The 26,860-nt window shown below is 73.9% G+C and carries 19 protein-coding genes; 15 read left to right on the top strand and 4 right to left on the bottom strand.

The genetic code is table 11. The features are described 5' to 3' along the window. Positions 1–229: 229 nt before the first annotated feature. The 7 genes from NHG27_RS02625 to NHG27_RS02655 are packed head-to-tail and all read left to right on the top strand — an operon-like array spanning position 230 to position 7,696. The gene (locus NHG27_RS02625) at positions 230–1,450 is read left to right on the top strand and encodes an inositol-3-phosphate synthase (protein ID WP_193718494.1); all 1,221 of its coding nucleotides are present in this window, start codon (positions 230–232) and stop codon (positions 1,448–1,450) included. Next, complete coding sequence (locus NHG27_RS02630) at positions 1,447–2,460, top strand: SCO3242 family prenyltransferase (protein WP_497014638.1); 1,014 nt, start codon at positions 1,447–1,449, stop codon at positions 2,458–2,460. Before NHG27_RS02625 ends, NHG27_RS02630 begins: the two co-directional genes overlap by 4 nt. After that, positions 2,457–3,398: a sugar phosphate isomerase/epimerase family protein gene (locus NHG27_RS02635; protein WP_497014639.1), complete on the top strand. Its 942-nt coding sequence runs from the start codon at positions 2,457–2,459 to the stop codon at positions 3,396–3,398. Before NHG27_RS02630 ends, NHG27_RS02635 begins: the two co-directional genes overlap by 4 nt. Next, positions 3,395–4,129 carry an EboA domain-containing protein gene (locus NHG27_RS02640; protein WP_497014640.1) on the top strand — a complete coding sequence of 245 codons (735 nt, stop codon included), beginning with the start codon at positions 3,395–3,397 and terminating at the stop codon, positions 4,127–4,129. Before NHG27_RS02635 ends, NHG27_RS02640 begins: the two co-directional genes overlap by 4 nt. Then, positions 4,129–5,007 (top strand): TatD family hydrolase, encoded by an 879-nt coding sequence (locus NHG27_RS02645; RefSeq protein WP_193718497.1) that lies wholly within the window; start codon positions 4,129–4,131, stop codon positions 5,005–5,007. The genes NHG27_RS02640 and NHG27_RS02645 overlap by 1 nt, the downstream gene beginning before the upstream one ends. Beyond that, positions 5,007–6,293 (top strand): metabolite traffic protein EboE, encoded by a 1,287-nt coding sequence (eboE, locus tag NHG27_RS02650; RefSeq protein ID WP_497014641.1) that lies wholly within the window; start codon positions 5,007–5,009, stop codon positions 6,291–6,293. Before NHG27_RS02645 ends, eboE begins: the two co-directional genes overlap by 1 nt. After that, complete coding sequence (locus tag NHG27_RS02655) at positions 6,290–7,696, top strand: alkaline phosphatase family protein (RefSeq protein ID WP_497014642.1); 1,407 nt, start codon at positions 6,290–6,292, stop codon at positions 7,694–7,696. The genes eboE and NHG27_RS02655 overlap by 4 nt, the downstream gene beginning before the upstream one ends. A gap of 220 nt (positions 7,697–7,916) precedes the next feature. Here NHG27_RS02655 and NHG27_RS02660 read toward each other — a convergent pair whose 3' ends face one another. Then, positions 7,917–11,498, bottom strand: a complete 3,582-nt coding sequence (locus NHG27_RS02660; RefSeq protein ID WP_497014643.1) for a S8 family peptidase — start codon at positions 11,496–11,498, stop codon at positions 7,917–7,919. 350 nt (positions 11,499–11,848) lie between these two features. On the opposite strand from NHG27_RS02660, the gene NHG27_RS02665 reads away from it, so the two are divergent. After that, entirely contained in the window at positions 11,849–12,511 is a 663-nt protein-coding gene (locus NHG27_RS02665; RefSeq protein WP_497014644.1) for a hypothetical protein, read from the top strand. A 72-nt stretch (positions 12,512–12,583) separates the two neighbouring features. Here NHG27_RS02665 and NHG27_RS02670 read toward each other — a convergent pair whose 3' ends face one another. Then, positions 12,584–15,421, bottom strand: coding sequence for a cation-translocating P-type ATPase (locus NHG27_RS02670; protein ID WP_497014645.1), 2,838 nt, complete (start codon positions 15,419–15,421; stop codon positions 12,584–12,586). 155 nt (positions 15,422–15,576) lie between these two features. Between NHG27_RS02670 and NHG27_RS02675 the strand changes: the two genes are divergently transcribed. From NHG27_RS02675 to NHG27_RS02685, 3 genes are all read left to right on the top strand, one after another. Next, on the top strand, positions 15,577–15,894 hold the full coding sequence (locus NHG27_RS02675; RefSeq protein ID WP_030144034.1) for a YbjQ family protein: 318 nt from the start codon (positions 15,577–15,579) through the stop codon (positions 15,892–15,894). Between the two features lie 83 nt (positions 15,895–15,977). Next, positions 15,978–16,529: a hypothetical protein gene (locus tag NHG27_RS02680; RefSeq protein WP_497014646.1), complete on the top strand. Its 552-nt coding sequence runs from the start codon at positions 15,978–15,980 to the stop codon at positions 16,527–16,529. A 205-nt stretch (positions 16,530–16,734) separates the two neighbouring features. Next, positions 16,735–17,172 carry an OsmC family peroxiredoxin gene (locus NHG27_RS02685; protein WP_497014647.1) on the top strand — a complete coding sequence of 146 codons (438 nt, stop codon included), beginning with the start codon at positions 16,735–16,737 and terminating at the stop codon, positions 17,170–17,172. 77 nt (positions 17,173–17,249) lie between these two features. Here NHG27_RS02685 and NHG27_RS02690 read toward each other — a convergent pair whose 3' ends face one another. After that, positions 17,250–18,290 carry an NAD-dependent epimerase/dehydratase family protein gene (locus NHG27_RS02690; RefSeq protein ID WP_497014648.1) on the bottom strand — a complete coding sequence of 347 codons (1,041 nt, stop codon included), beginning with the start codon at positions 18,288–18,290 and terminating at the stop codon, positions 17,250–17,252. A 207-nt stretch (positions 18,291–18,497) separates the two neighbouring features. Between NHG27_RS02690 and NHG27_RS02695 the strand changes: the two genes are divergently transcribed. The 4 genes from NHG27_RS02695 to NHG27_RS02710 all read left to right on the top strand — a co-directional run bounded on the left by NHG27_RS02695 (position 18,498) and on the right by NHG27_RS02710 (position 25,292). Beyond that, positions 18,498–19,367, top strand: coding sequence for an ATP-binding cassette domain-containing protein (locus NHG27_RS02695; protein ID WP_497014649.1), 870 nt, complete (start codon positions 18,498–18,500; stop codon positions 19,365–19,367). After that, positions 19,364–21,457, top strand: coding sequence for a YhgE/Pip family protein (locus NHG27_RS02700; RefSeq protein ID WP_497014650.1), 2,094 nt, complete (start codon positions 19,364–19,366; stop codon positions 21,455–21,457). Before NHG27_RS02695 ends, NHG27_RS02700 begins: the two co-directional genes overlap by 4 nt. An 81-nt stretch (positions 21,458–21,538) precedes the next feature. After that, the gene (locus tag NHG27_RS02705; protein ID WP_497014651.1) at positions 21,539–22,123 is read left to right on the top strand and encodes a dihydrofolate reductase family protein; all 585 of its coding nucleotides are present in this window, start codon (positions 21,539–21,541) and stop codon (positions 22,121–22,123) included. Between the two features lie 313 nt (positions 22,124–22,436). Next, positions 22,437–25,292, top strand: a complete 2,856-nt coding sequence (locus NHG27_RS02710; protein WP_497014733.1) for an FAD-binding and (Fe-S)-binding domain-containing protein — start codon at positions 22,437–22,439, stop codon at positions 25,290–25,292. Between the two features lie 4 nt (positions 25,293–25,296). On the opposite strand, the gene gadC is transcribed toward NHG27_RS02710, so the two are convergent. After that, on the bottom strand, positions 25,297–26,838 hold the full coding sequence (gene gadC / locus NHG27_RS02715; RefSeq protein ID WP_497014652.1) for a glutamine/gamma-aminobutyrate antiporter GadC: 1,542 nt from the start codon (positions 26,836–26,838) through the stop codon (positions 25,297–25,299). Positions 26,839–26,860: the final 22 nt, after the last annotated feature.

Genomic DNA, 26,860 nt, shown 5'->3' on the forward strand with positions numbered 1-26,860 from the left:
CGGCCCCGCGTTCTTTTGTCGTCCGATCTGGTAGACCAGGCCGGGGGCCTTCGTCTTTTGATTGACCATCGACAAAAGCCGGGCTATGGTCGCTGCACGACTCGGCCTGGTGGCGCAGGCGCTCGTTCGCGAGCGTACGCCCGTCCGGACCGAGCCGGTCGAGAGCGACGAGGCCCTCGACTCCGCACTTCGGTCCTGCCAGCGGGGACCGACGGGACCAGGAGCGACGATGCACCTTCCACCCCACCACCCGACCTGGGACCACGGCCGTACGGGCATCTGGTTCGTCGGGGCCCGAGGATCCGTCGCGACGACCGCCACGCTCGGGCTGGCCGCGATCGCCTCGGGGCTGACGAGCCCCACGGGGTGCGTCACCGCACAGCCGCCGCTCGACACCGTCACGCTGCCCGCGTTCGCGGACCTCGTCGTCGGCGGGCACGACATCAGCGACACCCCGCTCGGCAAGCGCGCCGAGATGCTCGTCGAGGCCGGCATGATCCCGTTCCGCCTCCTCGAGGCCGTGCGCCCCCAGCTCGACGCCGCCGACGCAGAGATCCGGCCCGGCTACGACCCCGGCCACCGCACGGGCTCCCAGGCCGCGGCGGCCGAGGGCCTCGCGGCGGACATCCGGTCCTTCCGCGACCGTCACGGGCTCGCCCGGGTCGTCGTGATCGACCTCGCCTCGACCGAGCCGCTGCCCGCCCCCGCTCCTGAGCTCGAGGACCTCGACCTCCTGCGCGCGGCGCTCGACGACCCCGAGCGCGAGGTCCTGCCCGCGAGCTCGGTCACGGCGTACGCCGCGCTCCTCGCCGGCGCGCCGTACGCGGGCTTCACGCCCTCCGCGAGCATGAACCTCCCGGCGCTGCACGCGCTCGCCGCCGAGCGCGGCGTGCCGTTCGCTGGGCAGGACGGCAAGACCGGCCAGACATGGCTGCGTTCCGTCCTGGCGCCGGCGTTCGCGGCCCGCGGCCTGCGCGTCCTGTCCTGGGCGGGGTCGAACCTCCTGGGCGGCGGTGACGGCGCGACCCTCGCCGACCCGCACGCCGTCCAGAGCAAGCTCGTCTCGAAGAACCGTGGTCTGCAGGACCTGACAGGGACCACCGTGACCCCGCTGCACATCGACAACGTCCCCGACCTGGGCGACGTCAAGGTCGCGTGGGACCACATCCACGTCGAGGGCTTCCTGGGCTCGCGCCTGACCCTGCAGACCACGTGGAGCGCCTACGACTCGATGCTCGCCGCGCCGCTCGTGCTCGACCTGGCCCGCCTGCTGGCGCTCGCGGACGCCGCGGGCCTGTCCGGACCGGTGCCGGAGATGGGCTTCTTCTTCAAGGACCCGTGGGGTTCGGACGTGCACGCGTTCGCGGACCAGTCGCGCGAGCTGGGCGTGTGGGCGCACCGGACGAGCGCCCAGGCGGACCTGGCACGGGCCGAGGCGAGCGAGCCGTGAGCCTGCGCGACTACCTCGACCTGGTCCGTGCTCCTGCGGTCCTGTCCGTCCTCGGCGACACGCTCGCCGGGGCGGCGGCAGGCGGCCGGTTCGCCGCGGCAGGCCACGCCCGCCGGGCCGGGGGCCCGCCCGGTCCCGCAGACGTGCGGACGTGGCGCCTCGCGCTCCTGCCGCTGTCCTCGGCCTGCCTGTACGCGGGCGGCATGGCGCTCAACGACTACGCGGACCGTGAGCTCGACGCGGTCGAGCGACCCGAGCGTCCGCTGCCCTCGGGGCGGGTCTCGCCCGCCCAGGCCCTGGCGGTCGCGTCGGGTCTGACCGTCGCAGGACTCACGCTCGCGGGAGCGGGCGGAGGCCGGCGGTCCTTCGCCCTCGCGGTCCCGCTCGCGGCGAGCGTGTGGACCTACGACCTCGTCGCGAAGGACCGCGCCGCCGGCCCGGCCGTCATGGCGGCCTGCCGGGGCCTCGACGTGCTCATGGGCGCGGGCAGGGGACGGCTGCGGGCGGCGCTCCCGGCCGCGTCCGCCCTCACGGCGCACACCGCGGGCGTCACGGTCCTCTCGCGCGGCGAGGTCCACGGCACGAGGACCTGGGTCGCGGCCGCTGTCGCCGCGGGTACGGCGGGCGTCGCGGGCACGGTCGCGGGCGGAGCGCTGCAGGGACTGCGACGAGGCCTGACGTCACGGGGCGGCGCGGTGGCCCGTGACGGCCGTGGCGCCCAGGCGGTCGCGGCCCTCCCCGCCCTCTCAGCCCTCGCGTCGACGGGGGTGTACGTCGCGTCGTGCCTCCCGAAGCAGCTCTCGGCCGTCGCGCTGCCCGACGCCGCGGGCGCGTTCACGGCGACCAAGGCCGGCATCCGGGCGATGGTGCCGCTCCAGGCCGCCCTCGCGGCACGGGGAGGGAGCATGGGCGCGGTCGCGGTCCTGGCGGGGGTCGAGGTCGCGGGGCGTGCGCTGCGCGCCCGTGCACGACGCAGCCCGAGCCCGCGACCCGGGCTGAGCGAGTCGTGAGCGCCCAGGTACCCGCAGGGCCGGTCCCGCCCGTCCCCTTCGCCCTCGGGTACGGCACCAACGGGTTCACCGACCACCCGCTCGACGTCGCGCTCGACGTGCTCGCGCACGAGGGCTACGGCGCCGTGGCGCTCACGCTCGGGCACCCGCACCTGGACCCGTTCGCGCCCGACGCCGACGCGCAGGTCGCCCGGCTGCGCGAGCGCCTCGACGACCTGGGCATGCGCGTGGTCGTCGAGACCGGCACCCGCTTCCTGCTCGACCCGTTCCGCAAGCACCACCCGACCTTCCTCGACCCGGACGAGGACCTCGCGGACGTCCGCGTCCGCTTCCTGTGCCGCGCGGTCGAGGTCGCGGCGGGCCTGCGCGCGGAGTGCGTGTCCTTCTTCTCCGGAGTCCTTCCCGCAGGCACGACGGCGGAGGCCGGGTGGGAGCGCCTGCTCGCCCGGGTGCCGCGCGTCGTGGCCCACGCCCACGAGCACGGGGTCCGGCTCGCCCTGGAACCCGAGCCGGGGATGCTCGTCGAGACCGTGGCGGACGCCCTGCGGCTGCGCACGGACGTCGGATCACCCGCCGGGCTGGGGGTCACGGTCGACCTGGGGCACTGCGTGGTCGTCGAGCCCGGGGGAGTGCGGGGCGCGCTGCTCGCCGCGGCACCGCACCTGCTCAACGTGCAGGTCGACGACATGCGGCACACCGCGCACGAGCACCTGCCCTTCGGCGAGGGCGAGCTCGACCTGGCCCTGGCCCTCGGCACGCTCGGCGAGATCGGGTACACGGGCGTCGCGGCCGTCGAGCTGCCCCGCCACTCGTACGACGCCCCCGGGCTCGCGCACCGCAGCATGACCGCGATGACCGGCGCCTGGGCCGCGTGGAGCGCGACCGACCCGACCGCCACGACGACCACCGCATCCACACCCCAGGAGGCACTCCGATGACCACCCCCACCCCGACCCCGGCAGCGGGCACCACGCCCCCCGACCTCGCAGCCGGTCGCCCCGACGCCCTCGCGGGACTGCTCACCGACGAGCAGGCCGCCTGGCTGGCCACGGCCCGCAGCGAGATCGCCGCGGACCCGGGCACCGCCGTCGGGCACCTGGCACGGGCCGGGCGGGCCGTGGGACGCACGCCCCTGGCGCCCGCCGCGGACCCCGCAGGCGTCCTGCACGGGACGCTCGACGACGCCGCCCGTGCGCACCTCGTCGTGGCGCTCGCGGCCGCACTGCCCCCCGACGGTGAGTCCCTCGCGACGCACCTGACCGAGACCTACCAGCGCGGCGACACGGCCGAGCGCCGCGGCGTGCTGCGCGGGCTCGACGCCCTCGCGCTCGGCGGGACCGTGCCACCGGCCGTCGCGTCGGCGGGCACGGCGCTCGCAGCCGACGCCCTGCGTGCGAACGACCAGAGCCTCGTGGCCGCGGCCGTCGGGCCGTTCGCTGCCGCGCACCTCGACGACCACGCGTGGCGCCACGCGGTCCTCAAGCTCGTGTTCATGGGCGTGAGCCTCGACGCGGTCGCGGGGCTCGACGAGCGCGCCGACGACGAGCTCGCGCGCATGGCCCACGACTTCGCGGCCGAGCGCCGCGCCGCGGGCCGCACGGTGCCCGACGACGTCGCGCGCATCGCGCCCGACCTCACCCTCCGTACGACTCACGGCAAGGACGCCTGATGCGCATCTTCGACCCCCACATCCACATGACCTCCCGCACGACCGACGACTACGAGGCCATGTACGCCGCGGGCGTGCGGGCGCTCGTCGAGCCCGCGTTCTGGCTCGGCCAGCCGCGCACGACGGTCGGCTCGTTCCTCGACTACTTCGACGCGCTGCTGGGCTGGGAGCGGTTCCGGGCCACGCAGTTCGGGATCCGCCACCACGCGACCATCGCGCTCAACCCCAAGGAGGCGAACGACCCGCGCTGCACCGAGGTGCTCGACGAGATCCCGCGCTACCTCGCCAAGGACGGCGTGGTCGCGGTCGGGGAGGTCGGGTACGACTCGATGACCCCCGCCGAGGACGAGGCGTTCACGCGCCAGCTCGCCATGGCGATCGACGCGGCCCTGCCCGTCATGGTCCACACCCCGCACCGCGACAAGCTCGTCGGGACCCACCGCACGCTCGACGTCGTCCGCGAGTCCGGGATCGCCCCCGGGATGGTCGTGGTCGACCACCTCAACGAGACCAACGTCGCCCTCGTCAAGGACGCCGGGGCCTGGATGGGCTTCTCGGTCTACCCCGACACCAAGATGGACGAGCACCGCATGGTCGCGATCCTGCTCGAGCACGGCACCGAGCGGGTCCTGGTGAACTCGGCCGCGGACTGGGGCCGGTCCGACCCCCTCAAGACGCTCAAGACCGGGCGCGCCATGCTCGCGGCCGGGTTCACCGACGACGAGGTGGACCAGGTCCTGTGGCGCAACCCCGTCGAGTTCTACGGGCAGTCCGGCAACCTGCTGCTCGACCCCGTGCCCGGGTTCGTCGAGGGCGAGGCGCCCGCCCCGACCGCGAGCTTCGAGGGCAGCTCGGTGCTGCGCGGGGCACGGGCCTGATGCTGCTGTCCTACTGCACCAACGTCCACCCCGCGGAGGACCTCGACGGCGTGGTCGAGCAGCTCGCCCGGTACGCGGGGCCCGTGCGAGAGGCCGCAGGGCTCGACGTGCTCGGGGTCGGGCTGTGGCTGCCCGCCTCGCTCGCGCACCGGCTCTCGGCCTCGCCGCGCGCGGCCGAGGACCTGGCCCGGCTGCGGGCCGCGCTCGCCGAGCACGGCCTCCAGGTGCACACGCTCAACGCGTTCCCGTACGGCGGCTTCCACGACGACGTCGTCAAGCTCGCCGTGTACTCGCCCACGTGGGCCGACGCCGAGCGGCTCGCCTACACGCTCGAGTGCGCCGAGGTCCTCGCGGCCCTCCTGCCCGACGGCGTCGACGGGTCGATCTCGACGCTCCCCCTCGCGTGGCGCGAGCCGGGCGGGGAGCCGTGGTCGCCCGCGCAGGACGCGATCGCGACCCGGGCGTTCGAGGAGCTCTCGGCCGGGCTGCGCGACCTCGCGGCCCGCACGGGCAAGGTCGTGCGCGTCGCGGTCGAGCCCGAGCCCGGGTGCGTGCTCGACACGGTCGAGGACGTCGTGACCTGGCTCGAGGCGCGCACGGGCGGGGCCGGCGAGCCCGACGGCGCGGCCGGCACGGAGCGCACCGGCGGCATCGACCCCGCGTTCGTCGGAGTCTGCCTCGACACGTGCCACCTCGCGGTCTCGTTCGCCGACCCGGCCGCAGCCGTCGCGCGGATCACGGGGGCCGGGCTGCGCGTCGTCAAGGTGCAGGCCTCGGCCGCGCTCCACGTGGCCGAACCGTCCACGCCCGAGGCGCGCGACGCCGTCGGGCAGTTCGTCGAGAAGCGCTACATCCACCAGGTGCGCGAGCTCGCCCCGAGCGGCGACGTGCTGCCCGTCGACGACCTGCCCGACGCTCTGGGCGAGGGTGGGGAGCCCGGGCTCCCGGGCCAGGGGCCGTGGCGCGTGCACTTCCACGTGCCCCTGCACCACGAACCCGCCCCGCCGCTGGCGGCGACGACCGACGTGCTGCGCGAGGCCGTCGTCGCCGTGCGCACGGCGCCCCACGGCGACGAGGCGCACCTCGACGTCGAGACCTACACGTGGGCCGTGCTGCCGCCCGACTCGCCGGCGTTCGCGTCCGACGGGACCGGCGAACCCCTCGTCGCCGGCATCGCGGCCGAGCTGCGCTGGGCCACCGACCACCTCCTCGCGCCCGGCGGCGTCCACCGCCCCGGTCCCGCGCCCTCCTCGCACACCCCCCGGACCACAGGAGTCCCCGCATGAAGCCCGTGCTGCTGCTCGACGTCGTCGGGCTCACCGAGAAGGCCCTCGCCCACATGCCCCGCCTGCGCCAGATGGCCGCGGGCGGCTGGCAGACCCAGCTCGCGACCGTGCTGCCCGCGGTCACGTGCAGCGTCCAGGCGACCATGATGACGGGCCTCGCACCCGCCCAGCACGGGGCCGTGGGCAACGGCTGGTACTTCCGCGAGCTCGGCGAGGTGTTCCTGTGGCGCCAGCACAACAAGCTCGTCGAGGGCGAGAAGATCTGGGAGGCCGCGCGCCGCTCGAACCCCGACCACCGGACCGCGAACGTCTGCTGGTGGTACGCCATGGGCGCCACGACCGACGTGACCGTCACCCCCCGGCCGATCTACCACGCCGACGGGCGCAAGTCGCCCGACGCGTACATCCGCCCGCCCGCGCTGCACGACGAGCTCACCGGGCGGTTCGGCGAGTTCCCCCTGTTCACGTACTGGGGCCCGACCGCCGCGATCACGTCCTCGGCCTGGATCGTCGACGCGACCCGCCACGTCCTGCGCACCCACTCGCCCGAGCTGACCATGGCCTACGTGCCGCACCTCGACTACGACCTGCAGCGGTTCGGCCCCGACTCTCCCGAGGCCGACGCCGCGGCCGCCGAGCTCGACGCCGTCCTCGCCCCGCTGCTCGACGACGCGGCCAACAACGGGGTCGCGGTCGTCGTGGTCTCCGAGTACGGCATCGCCGAGGCGACCCGGCCCGTGCACCTCAACCGCATCCTGCGCCGCGAGGGCCTGCTCGAGGTCTACGTGCAGGACGGCAAGGAGCAGCTCGACCCCTGGACGTCCAAGGCGTTCGCGGTCGCCGACCACCAGGTCGCGCACGTCTACGTCGACGACGCCTCGCGGCTCGCGCGCGTCGCCGACCTCCTGCGGGCCGTCCCGGGCGTCGACGAGGTCCTCGACCGCGAGGCGCAGGCCCGCTACGGGCTCGACCACGCGCGCTCGGGGGACCTCGTCGTGGTGGCCGAGCCCGGCGCCTGGTTCACCTACTACTACTGGCTCGACGACGCCCGCGCCCCCGAGTACGCGCGTGGCGTCGACATCCACCGCAAGCCCGGCTACGACCCGGCCGAGCTGTTCTTCGACCCCGCCGACCGGCTGGCCAAGGCCAAGGCCGGCCTCAACCTCGTCAGGAAGAAGGTCGGGCTGCGGTACGCCATGAGCACGGTGCCGCTCGACGCGTCGTACGTGCGCGGCACGCACGGGCGGCTGCCCGACTCGGCGGCAGACACCCCGCTCATCCTGTGCTCGGAGGCCGAGATCCCGGCGTCGGTCGCGGCGCTCGTCGAGCGCGGGGGACAGGTGCCCGCCGCGGCGGTCAAGGGCCTGGTGCTCGAGATGCAGAACCTGGGCGTGCGGGTCTGAGACCGCCCTCACCGACCTGCCGGGGCGAGCGTGAGCATGGGGCCACGCCCGCTCCGGCACGGCTCCCCGGGCCGCCGGGCCCGGGGAAAGCCCGAAGGGCGCGACCGGTAGGTCGCGCCCTTCAGACTTTCCCGTTCACCGGGTGCTCGTCGCGTCCCCGTCAGGACGGGAGCGGCCCCATGCACGCTCCCGCCCCGACAAGGCCCGGCTGGTCGAGGCGTCAGCCGCAGCTGATCGCCTCGTACCCGGCTTCGTAGGGCGTCGTGACCGTGATGCCCTCGACGATCGCGGTGCCCGTGACCGTCGCCGTGCCGGCGTCGATCGTGGCCGTCCGCGAGCTGAACGTCTGCGACGCTGACTTCCCGGGCGAGACGTTCTTGAACGTCTTGGTGCCGAACGGCGTCGCGACCGCGACGTCGGCCTTCACGTCGCCGTCGTTGACCGCGCGGACCGAGACCTGCGCCGTGCCCGCGACGCAGCGCGACTGCGCCGTGACCGTGAGCTCGACCGACGCGTCGAGGTTCGCGACCCCGACCGTCTGCCAGCGCTTGGCCGCCGTGGCGTTGTGCAGGTGGAGGAGGAGCAGCTCGCCCGTCCCGGCCTCGGCCGCCGCAGCAGACCGGTTGACCGTGACCGGCGCGTCGTCGGCGCCCACGAACAGGAGCTGACCACCACCGCTGAACCAGTACGCGGGGTCGTACGGGTCGCCCGTGAACGGACCGACCCGGTCGATCGACTGGTCAGGCTGAATCCCGTAGTACGAGTACGTCGCGACCGTGAACGACGGCACCGTGCCCGGTGCGATGCCGAGTGCGCCGATCGCGACCGGCACGACGAGCACGTTGCTGTCGAAGACCGACGTGTCGACGTTCGCCCAGACCGAGTTGACCGGCTCGCGCAGGACCGGTGCCCCCGCCGCGTGCTGGCGGCCGTCGGGTGCCGTCCACGCCTCGAGCGTGTACGTGGTCGCCAGGGTCAGGTCCGACTCGCCGTACTTGCGGACCACGGTCTCGAACTCGGCCGAGCCGTCGCCGTCCACGTCGGTCTCGACCGACGGGAACATGACCGACCCGAGCGACGCCCAGTCGCCGTCCATGGCCACACCGATGCCGATCCGCCCCGCGCCCGGGTCCCCGCCCGCGGCCGCGTACTGCGGCGCGCTCGACGTGAAGCCGACCGCGCGGATGTCGCCCGACGCCACGGCCGAGGCCGAGGACCCTGCCGCCGCGTCGGACTCGAGCCGCGGGCTGGTCGCCTTGAGCTCGAACGGCGCGACGAGCGACGTCCACCCCCCGGAAGCCACGCCCCTGCCGTCGAGGTCGAGCGTCGCGGCCGTGTCCTGGTTCAGGAACGTGACGTCCTTGGCCGTCAGGTCGCTCACGAGCCTCGGTGCGGCCTGCACCGGGACGCGCAGCTCGCTGCCCGACCCCGGTGTCAGGACCAGGCGGCCCGTGAGCATGCCCACGAAGTCGCGCGGCACGCCCGAGGCCGTCGCTGCCGACGTCGGGTCGAGCTTCTTGGCGAGCGTCGCCGGATCGGCCGAGAGGGTCAGCGTGACCGTCCGGGTCTGCCCCGCCGGGATGGTGAGGTTCGCCGGCGAGACCGTGACGGCCGCGCCCCCCGCCGTACTCGACGTCGTGAAGGCCGTCGCGTACGTCGCGGACGCGGAGCCCGTGTTCTGCACGTCGACCGTCCTGCGCACCGTCACCTTCTTGTCCGCCACAGGCACGAGCCCGAACGACACCGAGACGAGGTCCTTGTCCTGCGCCGAGAAGGCCAGGGTCGAGTTCTGCACCGCGTCGACCGCGTCCACGCGCCCCGACCCGACGCGCTCCGGACCGTAGGCCACGCCCGTGCCCCCCTTGCCCGTCCACACGTCGTGCGAGGCCGTGTTCATGACCGCCGTCTTGACCTGCTGAGCGCTCCAGCCCGGGTGGGCCTCCTTGACGAGCGCCGCGATGCCCGCGACGTGCGGGGTGGACATCGACGTGCCCGACTTGATGCCGGGCTGCGTGAGGCGACCCGAGGCCACGGAGGAGATCCCCGTGCCCGGTGCGGCGACGTCGGGCTTCACGACGCCCAGCGAGCCGTGCACGCCGCGGGACGACCCCGCGTTGAGCGTGTCCCCGATCGCGGGGATCTCGACGAACGACGAGTTCGCGAGCGATGGGCCGAGCGTCAGCACGACCCCGCCGGCCTCGATCGCCGGGCGCAGCGCGTCGTGGCTCGGGCCCGTGAGCTGCGCCCCCGGGATGCCCGCGTTGCCCGCGATCCCGGCCGCGAAGACCTCGAGCTCGGACGACAGCAGGACGCCGACGGCGCCCGCGGCCTGCGCGGCGTTGAAGCGCGCCGCGCTCCCGCACTGGCGCGTCGCGTCGTCGTCGTCCCAGTAGAGGAACGCGATCTTGCCCGCCGTGGCGGCCGCCTGGGCCGGGGTCAGGGGCGTGCACCCGCTGACCGTGGCGCCCAGGAACGCGACCTCCGCGGTCACGTCCGCCGAGCCCGCGTAGCTCTGCGAGTTCTGCGCGGGGTACGAGCCCGCGACGCCCGCCGGGGCCGTGACCTCGACGCCGTCGAACGTCTGGGTGTTGCCCACCGAGTTCGCGACCGTGAGCGCGGTGCGCGCGTTGCCGGGCGAGCCGCCGACGTCGGTCACGTCGCCCGCGTTGCCCGACGCGACCACGGCGAGCGTGCCCAGGCGCGAGAGCTGGTCGATGAACAGGTTCTCCGGGTCGTCGGCCGGGCTGTCGTCCGAGCCGAGCGACAGGTTGACGACGTCCAGGCGGTCGGACAGGTCGCCGTCGCCGTCCGGGTCGGCCGCGAACTCGAGAGCGTCGACCACGACGCTCGTCGAACCGCCCAGGTCACCGAAGACCTTGAGGGCGTAGAGGCCCGACTCGGGCGCCGAGCCCGGCCCGACCGTCCAGTCGGAGATGTCCGTGAGGGTCGAGTAGTCGCCGTCGAACGTCTTGCCGTCCGCCGTGACGCCGTAGCCGCCCGTGGTGCCCGCGACGTGCGAGCCGTGCCCGGAACCGATCGAGTCGAGCGAGTCGATCGGGTTCTCGTCCGGCGTCGGGATCAACGACGTGCCCGGGACCGTGCCCGACGCGTCGTAGTCGTACCCCGCGAAGTCGTACCCGCCGAGGAACTTCGCGTCGTCGAACGTCCCTGCGGGGACGGGCCCCTGGCCCTTGTCGCCGTACGCCTCGTCGTAGGCAGCCTGCGTGCCCGGCCCGCCGAAGCCCGCGTGCGTGTAGTCGATGCCCGTGTCGATGATGCCGACCCGGACGCCCTGCCCCGTGAAGCCCGTGCTCTGCCACGCCTCGAGGGCGCGCGTGAACGCGTCGGTGCCCTTGTTCGAGGGCGTCTTGGGGATGATGCGGTACACCGTGACGACCTTGTCGTCGGCGGCCAGCGACCGGACCTGCTCGGCGTCACCCGTCACGACGACGCCCGGGACCAGCCTGCTCGTGACGGACACCTGCTGCGGGGCCCCCGCGGCGCGAGCACCGCGGGCGTTCGTCTGCGCGGGGACGACGGTGTCCGCGAGGCGCTCGACGACGGTCTGGTTGTCTTCCACCTGCGCAGGGCTCGCGCCCTGGTCCGCGAGGTCCACCCCCGACGGGGTGTCGAGCTGGACGAACGCGGTCACCGTCCCGGAGGACTCGGCGAGCGACGGGGCGACCTTGCCCGCCTCGCTCTCCGTGGGCGAGAGCGAGCCTGCGGACTGCGACGTGAGGTCGGGGCCGGACGGACCGGCGGGATCGGCGGACGCGGCGGGCAGCGTCGATGCTGCGACCACCGCCAGTCCAGAGAGAGCAGCTAACAACGAACGGTGCTTCATCGACACTCATTTCCCCGGTACGGACCGGCGGCGTTGAAGGTGCGTGGTGGTTCCCCCGTGGTGGTCGCCGACGGCTGTGTGCAGGCGACCGTGCCTGCACGGTATCGGCGAAGCCCCGGTCCCGCGCGCTGCGGGACCATTCCGGGGCCGGCCGCCCGGTCGGGGGACAAACCGGGACAGGGCGCACCGGTGCCCCTACTATCGGGGCGGGGGAGCGGGACACCGAGGTTCCGCTGCTGGTCCTCACCCACGTGTCAGGTCGGCCGCGGGCAGCGGACGACCTGGCCCACGCTGTGAAGGAGCATCACATGTCATCACGTCCGACCCGCGTCGCGGCGGTCACCGCGGCTCTTCTCCTCGTCGGGGCGCTGGGCGCCTCCCCGGCCCTCGCCGACGGACCCGACCTCACCTCGAAGTCCTTCGACGCGCAGGAGGAGGTCTGCACGGTCGTCGCGCAGCCGACCCCGCTCGGGCAGGACGTCGCGTTCACACCCGAGCCCGCGGTCGAGTGCTACGACTCGCTCGGCGAGGCGCTCGAGTCCGTCTCGGGAGAGGCCGTGACGGACCCCGACGTGCTCGCCGGGGACCCCACGGCGTTGCGCCGGTACGCGCAGGAGCAGGTGGCGAGCCAGGCCAGGACGGCGGCCGCGCCCCTGGCCGCTGGAAGGCTGCTCGGGGTCTCGTACCAGGGGAAGAACCACACGGGCCAGAACAAGGTCTACTACGGGACCGGCAGCAACGGCGCCGGTTGCATCGGAGTCACGTGGGGGTTCCCCAAGCTGTCCGTCTACCTGCAGAACAACGTCATCAGCTCGATGCTGACCCTGGCCAACTGCTGGTCGACGCTCTACGACCTCGAGAACTACGTCAAGGGCACCTCGACCAACTGCGTCCCCGACTGCCTGACGCTCGGATCGATGGACAACCGTGCGTCGTCCCTCGTCTTCCGCCCCATCGGCACCATCGACTGACCAGGGGCCGCGAGGCGGCCGGGCCCTCGTCGAGGTGGAGGCGGACGCCCCCACCTCGACGCCGGACCTCCCTCAGCGCTGCCGCGACCGCCCCAGCGCCTTGGCGGCCTCGACCAGGAGGAACACCACGATCGACAGCCCCAGCGTGATGCCCCACTCCCGCAGGCCGATGGGCGCCGAGCCGAACCACGAGTGCATGAAGGGCGCGTAGACGAACACGGCCTGGAGGGCGACCATCGACCCGGCCGAGTACCAGACCGCCCGGTTGCCGCGCAGGACCGCGAGCGTGATGGACGACCGGTCGAGGAACCGGCAGTTGAACAGGTACGCGAGCTGGCCGAGCGCGAGCATCGTGACCGCGGTCGTCTGGGCCTCGGCCACGCTCATGCCCTGCTCACGCTCGATGAAGTACACCGCCATGGTCGCACCGCCGATGAGGACCGAGACCAGCAGGATCCGGCGCAGGTACGCCGCGGTGAGGATCGAGGCCTTGGCGTCGCGAGGCCTGCGGGCCATGATGTCCGGCTCGGCGCGCTCGTTGGCCAGCGCGAGCGACAGCGTCACGGCCGTGACCATGTTGATCCACAGCACCTGCACGGGCTGGAGCGGCAGCGCCCAGCCCAGGAGCACGGCGACCAGGATCACGAGCGACTGCGCGCCGTTGGTCGGCAGGAGAAACAGCACCGACTTGCGGAGGTTGTCGTAGATCCGCCGACCCTCCTCCACGGCCCGTTCGATCGTCGCGAAGTTGTCGTCGGCCAGGACGACCTCGGCGGCCTCCTTGGTGGCCTCGGTGCCCTTGATCCCCATGGCGACTCCCACGTCCGCCTGGGTCAGCGCCGGGGCGTCGTTGACGCCGTCACCCGTCATGGCTACGACCTCGCCGTGGGACTGGAGCGCCGAGACGATGCGGATCTTGTGCTCGGGGCTCGTCCGGGCGTAGACGTCGACGTCCCGGACGACCGCGCGCAGCTCCTCGGTGCTCATGGCCTCGAGCTCAGCCCCCGTGAGGACCTTGGTGTCCGCGTGGGCCTCCGCGGCTCCGGCCCCGGCCGTCGCCCCCTCGCCCGGGGACGCCCCTCGGACGATGCCCATCTCGCGCGCGATCGCGAGAGCGGTGCCCGAGTGGTCGCCCGTGATCATCTTGACCGTGATCCCGGCGTCCTGGCACTGCGCGATGGCCTCGACGGCCTCGGGCCGGGGCGGGTCGACGATCCCGACGAGGCCCACGAGCTCGAGGCCCGTGTCGAGGTCGGCGGCGTCGAGGGTCGTGCGGCCCGGCTCGGCCGACGTGCGGGCCGCGGCCAGGACCCGCAGGCCCTGCGCGCCGATCGCGTCGATCTGGTCGGACCAGAAGTCGCGGTCGAGGGGCTCGGGACGGCCGTCCACCCCGGTCTGGGTGGTGCACCGTTCGAGGACCCGGTCGGGGGCACCCTTGACGAGCACGTGGAGGCCGCCGTCGGGATCCTCGGTGAGCGTCGCCATGTACTTGTTCTCGGACTCGAACGGCACGACCGCGACACGGCGCCACCCTGCCGGGTCCAGACCCGCCTTGAGGCCCAGGGTCCGCAGCGCGCCCTCGGTGGGCTCGCCCACGAGACGCCAGCCGGGCGCACCGCCGCCGGCAGCGCCGCCGCCCGCCGCACCGCCGCCGGCAGCATCCCCGTCGACACCTGCGCCGTCACCGCTGTCCCGGACGATGCGCGCGTCGTTGCACGACGTCATGACTTCGGTGAGTCGACGCAGGTCGGGGTGCTCGGCGAGCCCGGCGGGCGCACCGTCGAGCGTGACCTCGCCGTCGGGCGCGTAGCCGATCCCGGTCACCGCGTACTCGTGCCCGGCGGTCCGCACCGTGCGGGCCGTCATCTCGTTCTTGGTCAGCGTCCCGGTCTTGTCCGAGCAGATCGTGGTGACCGAGCCGAGCGTCTCGACGGCGGGCAGGCGGCGCGTGATCGCCCGTCGTCGGGCCATCTGCTGCACGCCCAGGGCGAGCGTGATCGTCACCAGGGCCGGCAGGCCCTCGGGGACGGCCGCGACGGCGAAGCCGATCGCGGCGGACACGAGCTCGGGGGTCTCGAACCCGTGGAACACGCGCCCGATCACGACCATGACCACGGCCATGACGAGGATCAGGACCGCGAGCTTCTTGCCGAACGCGTCGAGCGTGCGGGACAACGGCGTCTCGAGCGAGGGGACCTCGGCGATGAGCGTCTGGATGCGGCCGATCTCGGTCGTCCCGCCGGTCTCGACGACCACGCCCGTGCCCGTGCCCGCCGCGACCAGGGTGCCGGAGAACAGCATGCTCGACCGGTCGCCCACCCCGGCGTCGGCCGGCACCTCGTCGACGGACTTGGCCGCGGGTACCGACTCACCCGTGAGCGCCGACTCGTCGACGCGGAGGTTGACGCCGGTGAGCAGGCGCAGGTCGGCAGGGACGCGGTCGCCCGAGCGCACGCGCACCACGTCGCCGGGCACCAGGTCGTCGGCGTCGATCTGCGTCCAGGCCCCGTCGCGGCGGACCTGTGCATGGACCGAGAGCATGCTGCGGATCCCGTCGAGGGCCTTCTCCGCCCGTCCCTCCTGGATCAGGCCGATCGCGGCGTTGATGACCGCGACCGCGAGGATCACCGTGAAGTCGATCCAGTCGCCCACGATCGCCTTGAGCACCGCGGACACGAGCAGGATGTAGATGAGGACGTCGTCGAACTGCGTGAGCACCCGGCGCCACCACGGGGTCCGTGGGGGCGGGGCCAGCCGGTTGGGACCGACCTTCGCGAGCCGGGTGCGCGCCTGGTCCGCCGTGAGGCCGGTGTCGCTCGACCCGACCTCGGCGAGCACCTCCTGGGGCGGCAGGGCCCACGGCGTCGGGTCGGCAGTCGCGGGGACGAGGGGGGTGTCCGAGGCTGTCATGCCTCCCATTCAACGCCCGGTCGCCCCCGAGCACCCGGGGAGCGGTGCGGGTGGGACGAAGCGTTCCAGCGCACCCCGCCGGTGCGCACCGCCCGGGGACCTCCTACGGTGAAGGGGACGTCGCGCACGACGTGCGACCGTGAGGAGGACGTACCGTGCTGGTCTCCACCATGAACGATGTCCCGGGCCGGACCGTGCAGCAGGTCGTCGGCGAGGTGACGGGCCTGACCGTCCGGTCGCGCAACGTCGGCGCGCAGATCGGGGCGGGCCTCAAGTCGATCGTCGGCGGCGAGCTCAAGGGCCTGACGAAGCAGCTCCAGCAGTCGCGCGACGAGGCCGTCGCACGCATGGTCGAGGAGGCCACGGCTCAGGGCGCCAACGCGATCCTCGCGATGCGTTACGACAGCGACGAGGTGGGCAACGGGTACCAGGAGATCGTGGCCTACGGCACGGCCGTCGTCCTCGCCCCCTGAGCCGGGCGGCGCCCGGACGCCCTTCCGCCGTCCCGCGGGTCTTCGCTAGGGTGCGGGCGACGATTTCGCGAGGGGGATGCGTGATGAGGCGAGCGACCGTGGGCGTGCTGGTCGTCGGTGTGCTGGGGGTGGCCGGGTGCTCGGCCGACACCGAGGGGGAGATGAGGTTCGAGGCCGACACGTCGGTGACGCTCACGGTGCCCGAGCGGGACGCCCCAGAGCTCCCGCTGCGCCCGGAGCACCTCGAGGGGCCCGCGGGTGCGTCGTCCCTCCTGAGCGGGCTCCTGGCGGACGACGAACGGTTCGGCACGGTCAGGCTCGACCGCTCCGGTTCGCTCGTCCTCGTGTGGCACGGCGACCCGCCGCTGGAGGCGTTGGCCTCGGTCGCGGAGGCCTACCCGGACGTCCCGGTGCGGGTCGAGCCGCTCGACGTGCTGCCGGGTGACCTCCAGGGCCTCGCGGAGTCCTTCCTGGGGGGTGAGCGCCGGCCCGGGATCGGCGGGGCCTCCGTCCGTGACGACCTCTCGGCGATCGTCGTGCAGGTCGCCGGCCCCGTGGCCAACCCGCTCACGCTCGCCGAGCGGCTCTCGGCCGAGGTCGGGTTCCCGGTCGAGGTGGAGGTCTCGGCCCCCTGAGCTCCGCGGTTGCGGGGCCGCCGGGTGTCCGCGCCCGCACGTGCCCGACGGCGCCGCTCCCCGCGTGCGGGCGGGCTCGCCGGGTCGGCGCTCGTCCTCGTGCCCGGTCCCGGCGCGGTGGACGCCGCTGCGGGCCGGTGGCCCCGGGGTTACGGTCGGGAGGTACGGTCTCGTACCCCGAACCCCCGCACGAAGGAGCCACATCATGGCAGTTCGCACCGCCCGCACGGCCTGGAACGGCACGCTCATGGAGGGCAGCGGCCAGGTCGAGCTCACGAGCTCGAGGACCGGCACGTTCGACGTCACCTTCCCGCGCCGTACGGCCGACGAGGCACAGGGCACGAGCCCCGAGGAGCTCATCGCGGCCGCCCACTCCTCGTGCTACTCGATGCAGCTCTCCGGGGAGATCGCCCAGGCAGGCGGGGTGCCCGTCGCGCTCGAGGTCACGGCCGACGTCACGCTCTCGCCGGACCCCGCGGGCGGCCTGCGCATCTCCGCGATCGCGCTCACGGTCCGTGGCGAGGTCGAGGGGCTCGACGAGGCGGGCTTCCTCGCCGCGGCCGAGCAGGCCAAGGCCACGTGCCCGGTCTCCAAGGCGCTGACCGGCACGACCATCACGCTGGACGCGACGCTCGAGTCCTGACGCTCCCGGTGCCGAACCCGAGGTTGGTCAGGCAATCCGCCTGGATCACCTGACCAACCTCGGGTTCGGCACCCTGGCTATGTCGGCAGCAGCGGCGGGCTCTGCGTCCCGGCCCCCTCGACGAGCCCCCCGACGACCTCGGTGACCGTGGCCCGCGCGTCGTGCACCGGCTCCCAGTGCATCAGCGTGCGCACGCGTGACGCGTCCAGGACGGGGACGGCGAGCGCGACGTCGAACCACGACGGGTCCAGCGGCACCAGCCGCGCCGCCCAGGCCAGGGCGACCCAGCGGCGCAAGGACCCGGGCGACACCTCGCGCAGACGTCCCTGCGAGACGATCGCGGCGACGTCGGGCCCGGTGAGGACGCCCTGCGCAGCGACGTTGAACGCGCCCGCGTGACGTCCCACCACGATCTCGCGGTAGGCGTCCGCCAGGTCGTCCGCGTGCACCACCTGCAGCCGCATGCCCCGCGGCCACACGAGCGTCGGCAGGTGCCCCTTGCGTCGCAACGGGGCGGGCAGGATCCTGCCGAAGAACAGCCGCGACACCTCGCCGGCCGCGTCGCGCTGGAACGTGAACGGCGCACGCACCCGTGTCACCACGACCCCGGGGTGCTGCTCGCCGAACCGGTCGAGGAACTCCTCGACCTCGACCTTCTGCGCGCTGCTCACCGACCCCGCGACGCCCGCCGTCGGCCAGTGCTCGTCGCGCGGGACGTCGTCGAACGCGGGCGAGTACGCGCTCGCGCACGACGCCACCACCAGGTGGCCCACGCCCGCGCGCGCCGCGGCGGCCGCGACCCGCCGCGTCCCCTCGACGTTCACGCGCGCCAGCTCGTCGCGGTCGTGCGCGGGGTCGAGCGCCCACGCCAGGTGGACCACCGTGTCCGCGCCCACGAACGCCCCCGCGAGACGCGACGCCACGGCCTCCTCCGGGTCGGTCAGGTCGCAGCGCACCCACTCGGCCGTGTCGAACGGCGGCACGACCGTGCTCGAGCCGTCGGCGCGGGGCACCCTGCTCGCGACCCCCACGACCGACGTCACCACGGGGTCGTCCGCGAGCCTGCGCAGCAGGGCCGAGCCGACGTTCCCGCTCGCTCCGACGATCACGACACGCATGGGGTCTCCTCTCGACGCCTGTCCACCCCACGCTACCGACCGGGCGCGTGCTCGGCCGGGGCAGGGCGTCCCGCGCACCCGTCGGACGGGCCCGACGACGCACCGCGGCCGGGCGGACAAGGTGCGCCCGCGCGGGGTCCAACGGAAGATCGACACGAGACTCGGACGCGGCCGATCCGCACGGGGCTCGCCACGAGAGGACACACGGTGCAGATCGCGTTGGAGGACGTCCAGGTCGAGGGCCGCCGGGCCCCGATGCTCGAAACCACCAGCCTGACCGTCTCGTCGGGGGAGTGCGTGCTCCTCGCGGGCGAGCCGGGTCACGGGCACACCGCGCTCGCGCTCGTCGCGACGGGCCGCCTCGCCCCGTTCACGGGCACGGTCACGCTCGTGGACGACGACGGCGCGACCACGACGTCCACGGCCGCGCTGCGCCGGGTCACCGCGGTCGTCGACGTCCCCGGCATCTCCGAGCCGGACGACGAGCTCACGGTCGGCGACGTCGTGGCCGAGGAGCTCTCGCTCGCCGGGCAGCGCTCGCTGCCGGGCGACGCCACCCGGTGGCTCGACGTGCACGACCTGCTCGACCGCCGCAAGGACCGTGTCGACGAGCTGCACGGCGCCGTCCGGACCGCGCTCCTGTCCTCGCTCGCGTCCGAGCGCGAGGAGGTCCGGTTCGTGGTCCTGACCCTGCCCGACCGGCACCGGGGCGAACCCTCGGGCTGGTGGTCGGTCGCGGAGTCGCTCGCCTCGCTCGGGTACGGGGTGGTCGTGCAGTGCACCCGGTCCTCCGCGCGCGACCTCGGCGCGGACCTGCCACCGGCGCGCGGCGACGACGCCCTGCGTGCCGCGCCGGTCGAGGCGCTGCGCACCCGGCCACCCGTCGCGGTCCCCCTCGCGCCACCGGAGAGCCCGCCCGAGGAGGCGCCCGCGAGCCCGCCCGAGGAGGCGCCCGCCGGCCCGCACGGGGACGGCGACCGGGGCCCGGCCGACTCCGGCGACCCGGCCGACTCACGTGACCGGACCGACCCGACGGGCCCTCCTGGCCCGACTCCGGACGAGGAGACCGACCGATGACCGCCGTCCGAGTCGGCATCTCCGAGCTGCGGCGCATCAGCGCCGGCACCCTGCCCAAGCTCGCGATCCTCGCGATGATCATCATCCCGACGCTCTACTCGGGCCTCTACCTGTTCGCCAACGAGGACCCGTACGGCCGGCTCGCCGAGGTTCCCGCGGCCCTGGTGGTCCAGGACCGTGGCACGACGGTCGAGAACTCGGTCGACGGGACGTCGACCGAGACGAACTTCGGGGACGAGGTCGCCAAGCAGCTCGTCGACGGCGACGGCGGGTTCGGGTGGGTCGAGACGACGCAGGCCGACGCCGAGGCCGGGGTCCGCTCGGGCCGCTTCGACGCGGCGCTCGTGATCGGCCCCACCTTCTCCGCGGACCTCGCCTCGTCGGGAAGGTTCGAGCCGCAGCAGGCGAGCCTGATCCTCATCACGAACGACGCCGACAACTACCTCGCGACGACCATCGCCGACACGATCGTGGGCCAGGTGCGGGACTCGATCGCCGAGCAGGTGGGCACCGAGGCCGCAGACACGTTCCTCAAGGGCTTCGCGTCGATCCACACGAACCTCGCCAGCGGCGTCGAGGGCGCGCAGAAGCTGGTCGACGGCGCCGCACAGCTCTCCGACGGGACCGTGCAGCTGGTCGACGGCACGGCGCGGCTCGCGTCGGGGGCGGGCGAGACGGCGGCCGGCGCCTCGAAGGTCGCGGCGGGCGCCGACGAGCTCAGGGCCGGGAGCAGCACGCTCGCCTCGGGGGCGGCCACCCTGTCCGACGGCCTCGACACCCTCCGCAGCAAGACCGCGGACCTGCCGGCCCAGACGAAGGAGCTGGCCGACGGCGCGCAGCAGGTCGCCGACGGCAACGCCCAGGTCGCGGGCTACGGGCAGGACGCGGCCACGGCGGCGCGCGACGTCGTCGGGCTCCTGGACACCGCACGCACCGACCTGGAGGCACGCCTCGCGGAGCTCGTCGCGGCGGGCGTCATCACCCAGGAGGAGGCCGACGCCGTCACGCAGGTCCTCGAGGACGCGCGCACCCCGGTCGAGGACGCCGCCGCGACGGTCGAGGGCGCGGCGGCCAGGCTGGACGAGCTCAGCTCGGGGTCGTCGCAGGTCGCGAACGGGGCGGCGACCCTCGCGGCCGCGACGCCCGAGCTCACCCAGGGCATCGCGACCGCGGCGTCGGGCGGGGACCGGCTCGCGTCGGGGGCGGCGGAGCTCGAGTCCGGGGCGGGCACGCTCGCGACCGGGGCGAGCAGCCTCGCGTCGGGCACGGTGCAGGTGTCCGACGGTGCGGCCGAGCTCGCGACCTCGAGCGTGACCCTGCGCGACGGCGCGGGCGAGCTGCTGTCCGGCATGACCGAGCTGCGCGACGGTCTGGCCGCGGGCCTGGGCCGGATCCCGGACCTCGACGAGCAGACGCAGGAGGACACCGCGAAGACGATCGGCAACCCCGTCGCCGTCAAGAAGGACGTCATCGCGAACGCGGGCACCTACGGTGCGGGCCTCGCACCGTTCTTCATGTCCCTCGCGGCGTGGATCGGAGCGTACGTGCTGTTCCTGCTCGTGCGACCGCTGTCGAACAGGTCGCTCGCCGCAGGGCGGCCCGCGTGGCAGACGGCGCTCGGCGGGTGGCTCACCCCGGCGCTGATCGGCGTGGCGCAGGTCGCGCTCATGTTCACGGTCGTGAAGTTCGCGCTCGACATCGACCCCGTGCACGGCGTCGGGACCGCGGTCCTGCTCGTGCTCGCGTCGGCGACGTTCGTCGCGATCCTCCAGGCGCTCAACGTGTACCTGGGAGCCGTGGGGCAGTTCCTGGGCCTCGTGCTCATGCTCGTCCAGCTCGTGACCGCGGGAGGGACGTTCCCGTGGCAGACGATCCCCGAGCCGTTGCGCGCCCTGCACCGCTTCCTGCCCATGTCCTACACGGTCGAGGGCCTGCGACAGCTCCTGTACGGGGGCGACCTCGCGACCGTCGCGCGCGACATCGGGGTGCTGCTGGCGGTGCTCGCGGTCGCGCTCGCGGCCACGACGTACGCGGCGTACCGGCAGCGGGTGTGGAGCCCGACGAGGCTGCAGCCGGAGCTCGTGCTGTGAGCGCACCTCGGACCGGTCGATGAGTTCTTCGCGCCGTGCCGGTCTGCAGTGCACCGACACCGACCACGGGAGGACGAGACCATGGGGAAGCTGACATTCGGCATGAGCGTGAGCCTGGACGGGTACACCGCCGCGCCGGGCGACGACCTCGGCTGGAGCGTGCCGAGCGACGAGCTGTTCCAGTGGTGGTCCGACCGGGTCGCGGCGACGGGCCTTGCGCTCTACGGGCGCAGGCTGTGGGAGGACATGAGCGCCCACTGGCCGACCGCCGACCAGCAGCCCGGCGCCACGCCCGCGCACGTCGAGTTCGCCCGCCGGTGGCGGGACATGCCCAAGGTGGTGTTCTCCTCGACGCCCCGCGAGGTCGACTGGAACGCCCGGCTCGTCACCGATGACGCCGTCAGCGAGATCGCCCGGCTCAAGGCCGAGGACGGCGGCCCCCTGGAGATCGGCGGCGCCACCCTGGCCTCGGCGGCCATGCGTGCCGGGCTGATCGACGAGTACGTGGTCGTCACCCACCCGGTCCTGGTGGGCGGCGGCACGCCGTTCTTCACCCCGCTGGACAGCTGGGTGGACCTGGACCTGGTGGAGACCCGGACCTTTCCGGGCGGCGTGCTCCTGACGAGGTACGAGACCCGGCGCCAGGTCCCCGCCCCCAGAACCTGACCCGCACCCGTACCGCGCCGCGCGCCCGAGCCGTGCTCCCCGCCGGGGGCGCGCCGCCGTCGGGCGTCCTGGCCCGGCCCGTCCCACGCGGAACCCCCGGATCCGGACACTCCCCGGACGCTCGTCCGCGGCCCCGGGGAGTGGTGGGAGAATCGCCGACGTGACTGCTGAACTCGACGCCGCAGGAGCCTCCGTCCCGCCCGAGCGACCGGAGGCGGACGCCCGGGCCGCGACGACGACCGCCGCCGAGGAGGCTGCGCGGTCCACGGCCCGCCGGGAGGCGGAGCGAGCGGCCGACGCGGCGCGCGAGGCGATCGCGGCCGCGCTGCGCACCACGACGCGCGGCATCGTCGACACCGCGACGCGGCGCCGGGCGGAGTACTCGACGGACGCGTCGAACTACCGCGTGGTCCCCGAGATGGTGGTGTTCCCGGTCTCGACCGACGACGTCGTCGCGACGCTCGACGTCACGCGTGAGCTGGGCGTGCCGCTCACGGCGCGCGGCGCCGGCACGTCGGTCGCGGGCAACTCGATCGGCCCGGGCGTCGTGATCGACTTCTCGCGGCACGTGAACAAGGTCCTGTCGGTCGACCCCGAGGCCCGCACGGCCCGCGTCGAGCCGGGGGTGGTCATGTCGACCCTCCAGAAGGCCGCAGCCCCGCACGGCCTGCGGTTCGGCCCGGACCCCTCGACGCAGAACCGCGCGACGCTCGGCGGCATGATCGGCAACAACGCGTGCGGCCCGCACGCGGTCGCCTACGGGCGCACCGCGGACAACGTGGTCGAGCTCGACGTGGTCGACGGCACGGGCCGGCGCTTCACCGCGGGCAAGGGCGACCCGACGTTCGCGGCGGTCCCGGGCCTCGCGCGGCTCGTCAAGGACAACATGGCGCTCATCCGCACCGAGTTCGGGCGGTTCGGCCGCCAGGTCTCGGGGTACTCGGTCGAGCACCTGCTGCCGGAGAACGGCTCGGACCTCGCGAAGTTCCTCGTGGGCTCCGAGGGCACGCTCGTCACGATCCTCGAGGCCACGGTCACCCTGGTCCCGGTCCCGAGCGCACCCACGCTCATCGTCCTCGCCTACGAGGACATGCCGACCGCGGCCGACGACGTCCCCGCCCTCCTCTCGCTGAGCCCGCTCGCGGTCGAGGGCCTCGACGCGCGCCTCGTCGACGTGGTGCGCCGCGCCAAGGGCGCGGGCTCGGTCCCCGAGCTGCCGCCGGGCGGTGGCTGGATGATGGTCGAGGTCGGGGGCGCGACCCCCGAGGAGGCGTACGCGAACGCCGAGGCGATCGTCGCGGCCTCCGCGTCGACGTCCACGCGCATCCTGCCCGCAGGTCCCGACGCCACCGCCATGTGGCAGATCCGGGCCGACGGCGCCGGGCTGGCCGGGCGCACCCCGGCGGGCGAGCAGGCGTGGCCGGGCTGGGAGGACTCCGCGGTCCCCCCGGAGAAGCTGGGCGCCTACCTGCGCGACCTCGACGCGCTCATGGCGCGCTACGGCGTCGACGGCCTGCCGTACGGGCACTTCGGCGACGGGTGCGTGCACCTGCGCATCGACATCCCGCTCGAGACGTCGGGCTCGGTGCTGCGCACCTTCATGACCGAGGCGGCGCAGCTCGTGGCCAAGTACGGCGGCTCGCTGTCGGGCGAGCACGGTGACGGCCGCGCCCGCTCGGAGCTGCTGCCCGTCATGTACTCACCCGAGGCCATCTCGCTGTTCGAGCAGGTCAAGGCGTTGTTCGACCCGCAGGACGTGCTCAACCCGGGCGTGATCGTGCGGCCCGCCGCGGTCGACGCGGACCTGCGTCGCCCCCAGGCGCTGCCGGTGCTGCCGACCAAGGGCGGCTTCTCGTTCAGCCACGACCACGGCGACATGACCCAGGCCGTGCACCGTTGCGTCGGCGTCGGCAAGTGCCGCGCGGACTCCTCGGCGTCGGGCGGTTTCATGTGCCCCTCCTACCAGGCGACCAAGGACGAGAAGGACGTCACGCGCGGCCGCGCCCGCGTGCTCCAGGACGCGATCAACGGCACGCTCGTGGGAGGCCTCACGTCGCCCGAGGTCCGCGACTCGCTCGACCTGTGCCTGTCCTGCAAGGCGTGCTCGGCCGACTGCCCCGCGGGCGTCGACATGGCCCAGTACAAGGCCGAGGTCCTGCACCGGACCTACCGGGGCAAGCTGCGCCCCATGAACCACTACGCCCTGGGCTGGCTCCCGCGCTGGGCGCGCCTCGCGGGCATGATGCCGCGGCTCATCAACGCCGTCCTGGGCGTCCGGCCCATCGCGAAGCTCGTGCTCTCGCTCGGCGGCATGGACTCGCGCCGTGAGGTGCCGAGGTTCGCCGAGGTCCCCTTCCGCACGTGGTGGAAGCGCGGCGGTGCGACGAGCGGGGTGCCGGGGCTCGCCGTCGGGCAGACGCCGGGCCGCCCCGTGAGCCACGAGCGGCCCAAGGTCGTCCTGTGGACCGACTCGTTCAGCGACGCGCTCGCACCCTCGGTGCCGCAGTCCGCGGTCGCGGTGCTCGACGCCGCGGGCTACGACGTGATCGTGCCCGACCAGCAGGCCTGCTGCGGTCTGACCTGGATCAGCACGGGCCAGCTCGACGGCGCCCGCAAGCGCCTCGAGAACCTGCTCCAGGTCCTCGGGCCGTTCGCGGTCAACGGGATCCCGATCGTCGGGCTCGAGCCCTCGTGCACCGCGGTGCTGCGCTCGGACCTGGTCGACCTCTTCCCCGACGACCCGCGTGCGAAGGCCGTCGCGGGCGCGACCCACACGGTCGCCGAGCTGCTCACGCGCCCCGAGACCCGGCCCGCGCCGGAGACCGGGTGGAAGGTCCCCGACCTGTCCGACGTCACGGCCGTCGTCCAGCCGCACTGCCACCAGCACTCCGTCATGGGCTTCCAGGCCGACGAGAAGCTGCTCCGCGGCGCCGGCGCCACGATCGACACGCTCGCCGGGTGCTGCGGCCTCGCCGGGAACTTCGGCATGGAGAAGGGCCACTACGACGTGTCCGTGGCGGTCGCGGAGAACGCGCTCCTGCCCGCGCTGCGGGCTGCCGGGCCGAACGACGTCTTCCTGGCCGACGGGTTCTCGTGCCGCACCCAGGCCGACCAGCTCGGCGGAGTGCAGGGCAAGGCGCTCGTCGAGCTGCTCGCCGAGCGGCTCTAGGGTTTCACCGGTGGGCGGGCGGCCACGGGTCGCCCGCCCCGGGGTCGGTCCCGCCGGTCTCCTGCCCGTCGGTCGCCGAGCCGCCCGGTGCCGTCGCCTGCCACGTGAACGGTGCGAAGTCGAGCGTGCCGTCGCGCCACGACGGCCTGCGCGCGGCGTACGCCCAGAACGGCAGGGCCACGAAGACCACGCTGAGGCCGACGAGCAGACCCACGTACGTCGTCGGGCTGCCCACCTCGACCTGCGCGGGCGGCACGAAGCTCACGACCAGCGCGAGCACCGACGCGAGCAGGCCGCACCCGCCGATGACCCACACGCCCACCAGCCCGCCGGGCACGTGGTAGCGGCGCGGGCGGCTCGGCTGCGTGTACCGCAGCGCGATCACGGCCGCGAACATCAGCACGTACGCGACGAGGTACAGGATCACGGTGAGCTGGCTCATGAGCTGGTAGGCGGCCTGGACCGAGGGCAGGACCACGAACAGCACCGACAGGACCGTGACGACCGCGGCCTGGACGAGCAGGATGCGTGACGGCATGCCCGCCCGGTTGGTGCGGTGGAACCAGATCGGCAGGTAGCCCGCCCTGGCCACCGACAGCAGGCCCGTCGCGGGACCCGCCACCCACGTCACGATGCCCGCGAGCACGCCCACGGCCAGCATCGCGGCCAGGACCGGCGCAGCCCACCCGATCCCCGCCCAGTCGAGCAGCGTGTGGAAGGTCGTGAGCAGGCTCTGCGTCAGGTCGATCTGCCCGGGCGGGACGACGACGGCGATCGCGAGCGTCCCCAGCGTCAGGACGACGACGGCCCCGAGCGCTGCCACGAGGATCGCCACGGGGTAGTTGCGGATCGGGTTCCTGATCGAGCGCACGTGCACCGCGTTCATCTCCATGCCCGCGTAGAACAGGAAGATGCTCGCGGCGAGCACGATGTTCGACACCTTCGACAGGTCGGGCACGAACGCGCCCCACGAGAGCTCGGTCTGTGACGGGTGGCCCGCCGCGAGGTAGGCGGCGGCCAGCCCCACGAGGACCACGGCCGGCACGAGCGTGCCCAGGATGCCGCCCCACTTGGCGACCGACGAGAAGGACCGCACGCCGCGCAGCGCGATGAGGGTCGCGAGCCAGAACACCGCGAGGACGACCACGAGCACGAACACCTTGTCGCTCGACACCTGCGGGGCCGTCGCCGCGTCCCCCGTGTAGGCGAGCGTGACCGCGGCGAACGTGAGGATCGTGGGGAACCAGATGCAGCCCTCGATGAACACCATGAAGATCGCGAGGAACCCCCACCGGCTGCCGAACGCCTCGCCGACCCAGCGGAACATGCCGCCCTCCTCGGGCCAGCCGGTCGCGAGCTCGGCCGCGACCAGGCCCACGGGGGCCAGGAAGAACAGCGCCGCGAAGAGGTAGTAGAACGTCGAGGCGAGCCCGTACTCGGCCTCGGCCGGCAGCCCGCGCAGGCTCACGACCGCGACGATGTTCATGACGGCGAGCGCGGTGACCGTGATGGTCCCCGCGCCGGGCGTCCTGCGTGCTTCGCTCACGTGCGGGGCCTTCCTGCGACGG

It is taken from the genome of Oerskovia sp. 140933 (assembly GCF_059651515.1).

What these genes read in the sequence shown, in the direction of transcription:
- NHG27_RS02625 (WP_193718494.1), top strand. Translation starts at nt 230, where the DNA reads ATGCACCTTCCACCCCACCACCCGACCTGGGACCACGGCCGTACGGGC.
- NHG27_RS02640 (WP_497014640.1), top strand. Translation starts at nt 3,395, where the DNA reads ATGACCACCCCCACCCCGACCCCGGCAGCGGGCACCACGCCCCCCGAC.
- NHG27_RS02645 (WP_193718497.1), top strand. Translation starts at nt 4,129, where the DNA reads ATGCGCATCTTCGACCCCCACATCCACATGACCTCCCGCACGACCGAC.
- eboE (WP_497014641.1), top strand. Translation starts at nt 5,007, where the DNA reads ATGCTGCTGTCCTACTGCACCAACGTCCACCCCGCGGAGGACCTCGAC.
- NHG27_RS02655 (WP_497014642.1), top strand. Translation starts at nt 6,290, where the DNA reads ATGAAGCCCGTGCTGCTGCTCGACGTCGTCGGGCTCACCGAGAAGGCC.
- NHG27_RS02665 (WP_497014644.1), top strand. Translation starts at nt 11,849, where the DNA reads ATGTCATCACGTCCGACCCGCGTCGCGGCGGTCACCGCGGCTCTTCTC.
- NHG27_RS02670 (WP_497014645.1), bottom strand. Translation starts at nt 15,421, where the DNA reads ATGACAGCCTCGGACACCCCCCTCGTCCCCGCGACTGCCGACCCGACG.
- NHG27_RS02680 (WP_497014646.1), top strand. Translation starts at nt 15,978, where the DNA reads ATGAGGCGAGCGACCGTGGGCGTGCTGGTCGTCGGTGTGCTGGGGGTG.
- NHG27_RS02685 (WP_497014647.1), top strand. Translation starts at nt 16,735, where the DNA reads ATGGCAGTTCGCACCGCCCGCACGGCCTGGAACGGCACGCTCATGGAG.
- NHG27_RS02690 (WP_497014648.1), bottom strand. Translation starts at nt 18,290, where the DNA reads ATGCGTGTCGTGATCGTCGGAGCGAGCGGGAACGTCGGCTCGGCCCTG.
- NHG27_RS02700 (WP_497014650.1), top strand. Translation starts at nt 19,364, where the DNA reads ATGACCGCCGTCCGAGTCGGCATCTCCGAGCTGCGGCGCATCAGCGCC.
- NHG27_RS02705 (WP_497014651.1), top strand. Translation starts at nt 21,539, where the DNA reads ATGGGGAAGCTGACATTCGGCATGAGCGTGAGCCTGGACGGGTACACC.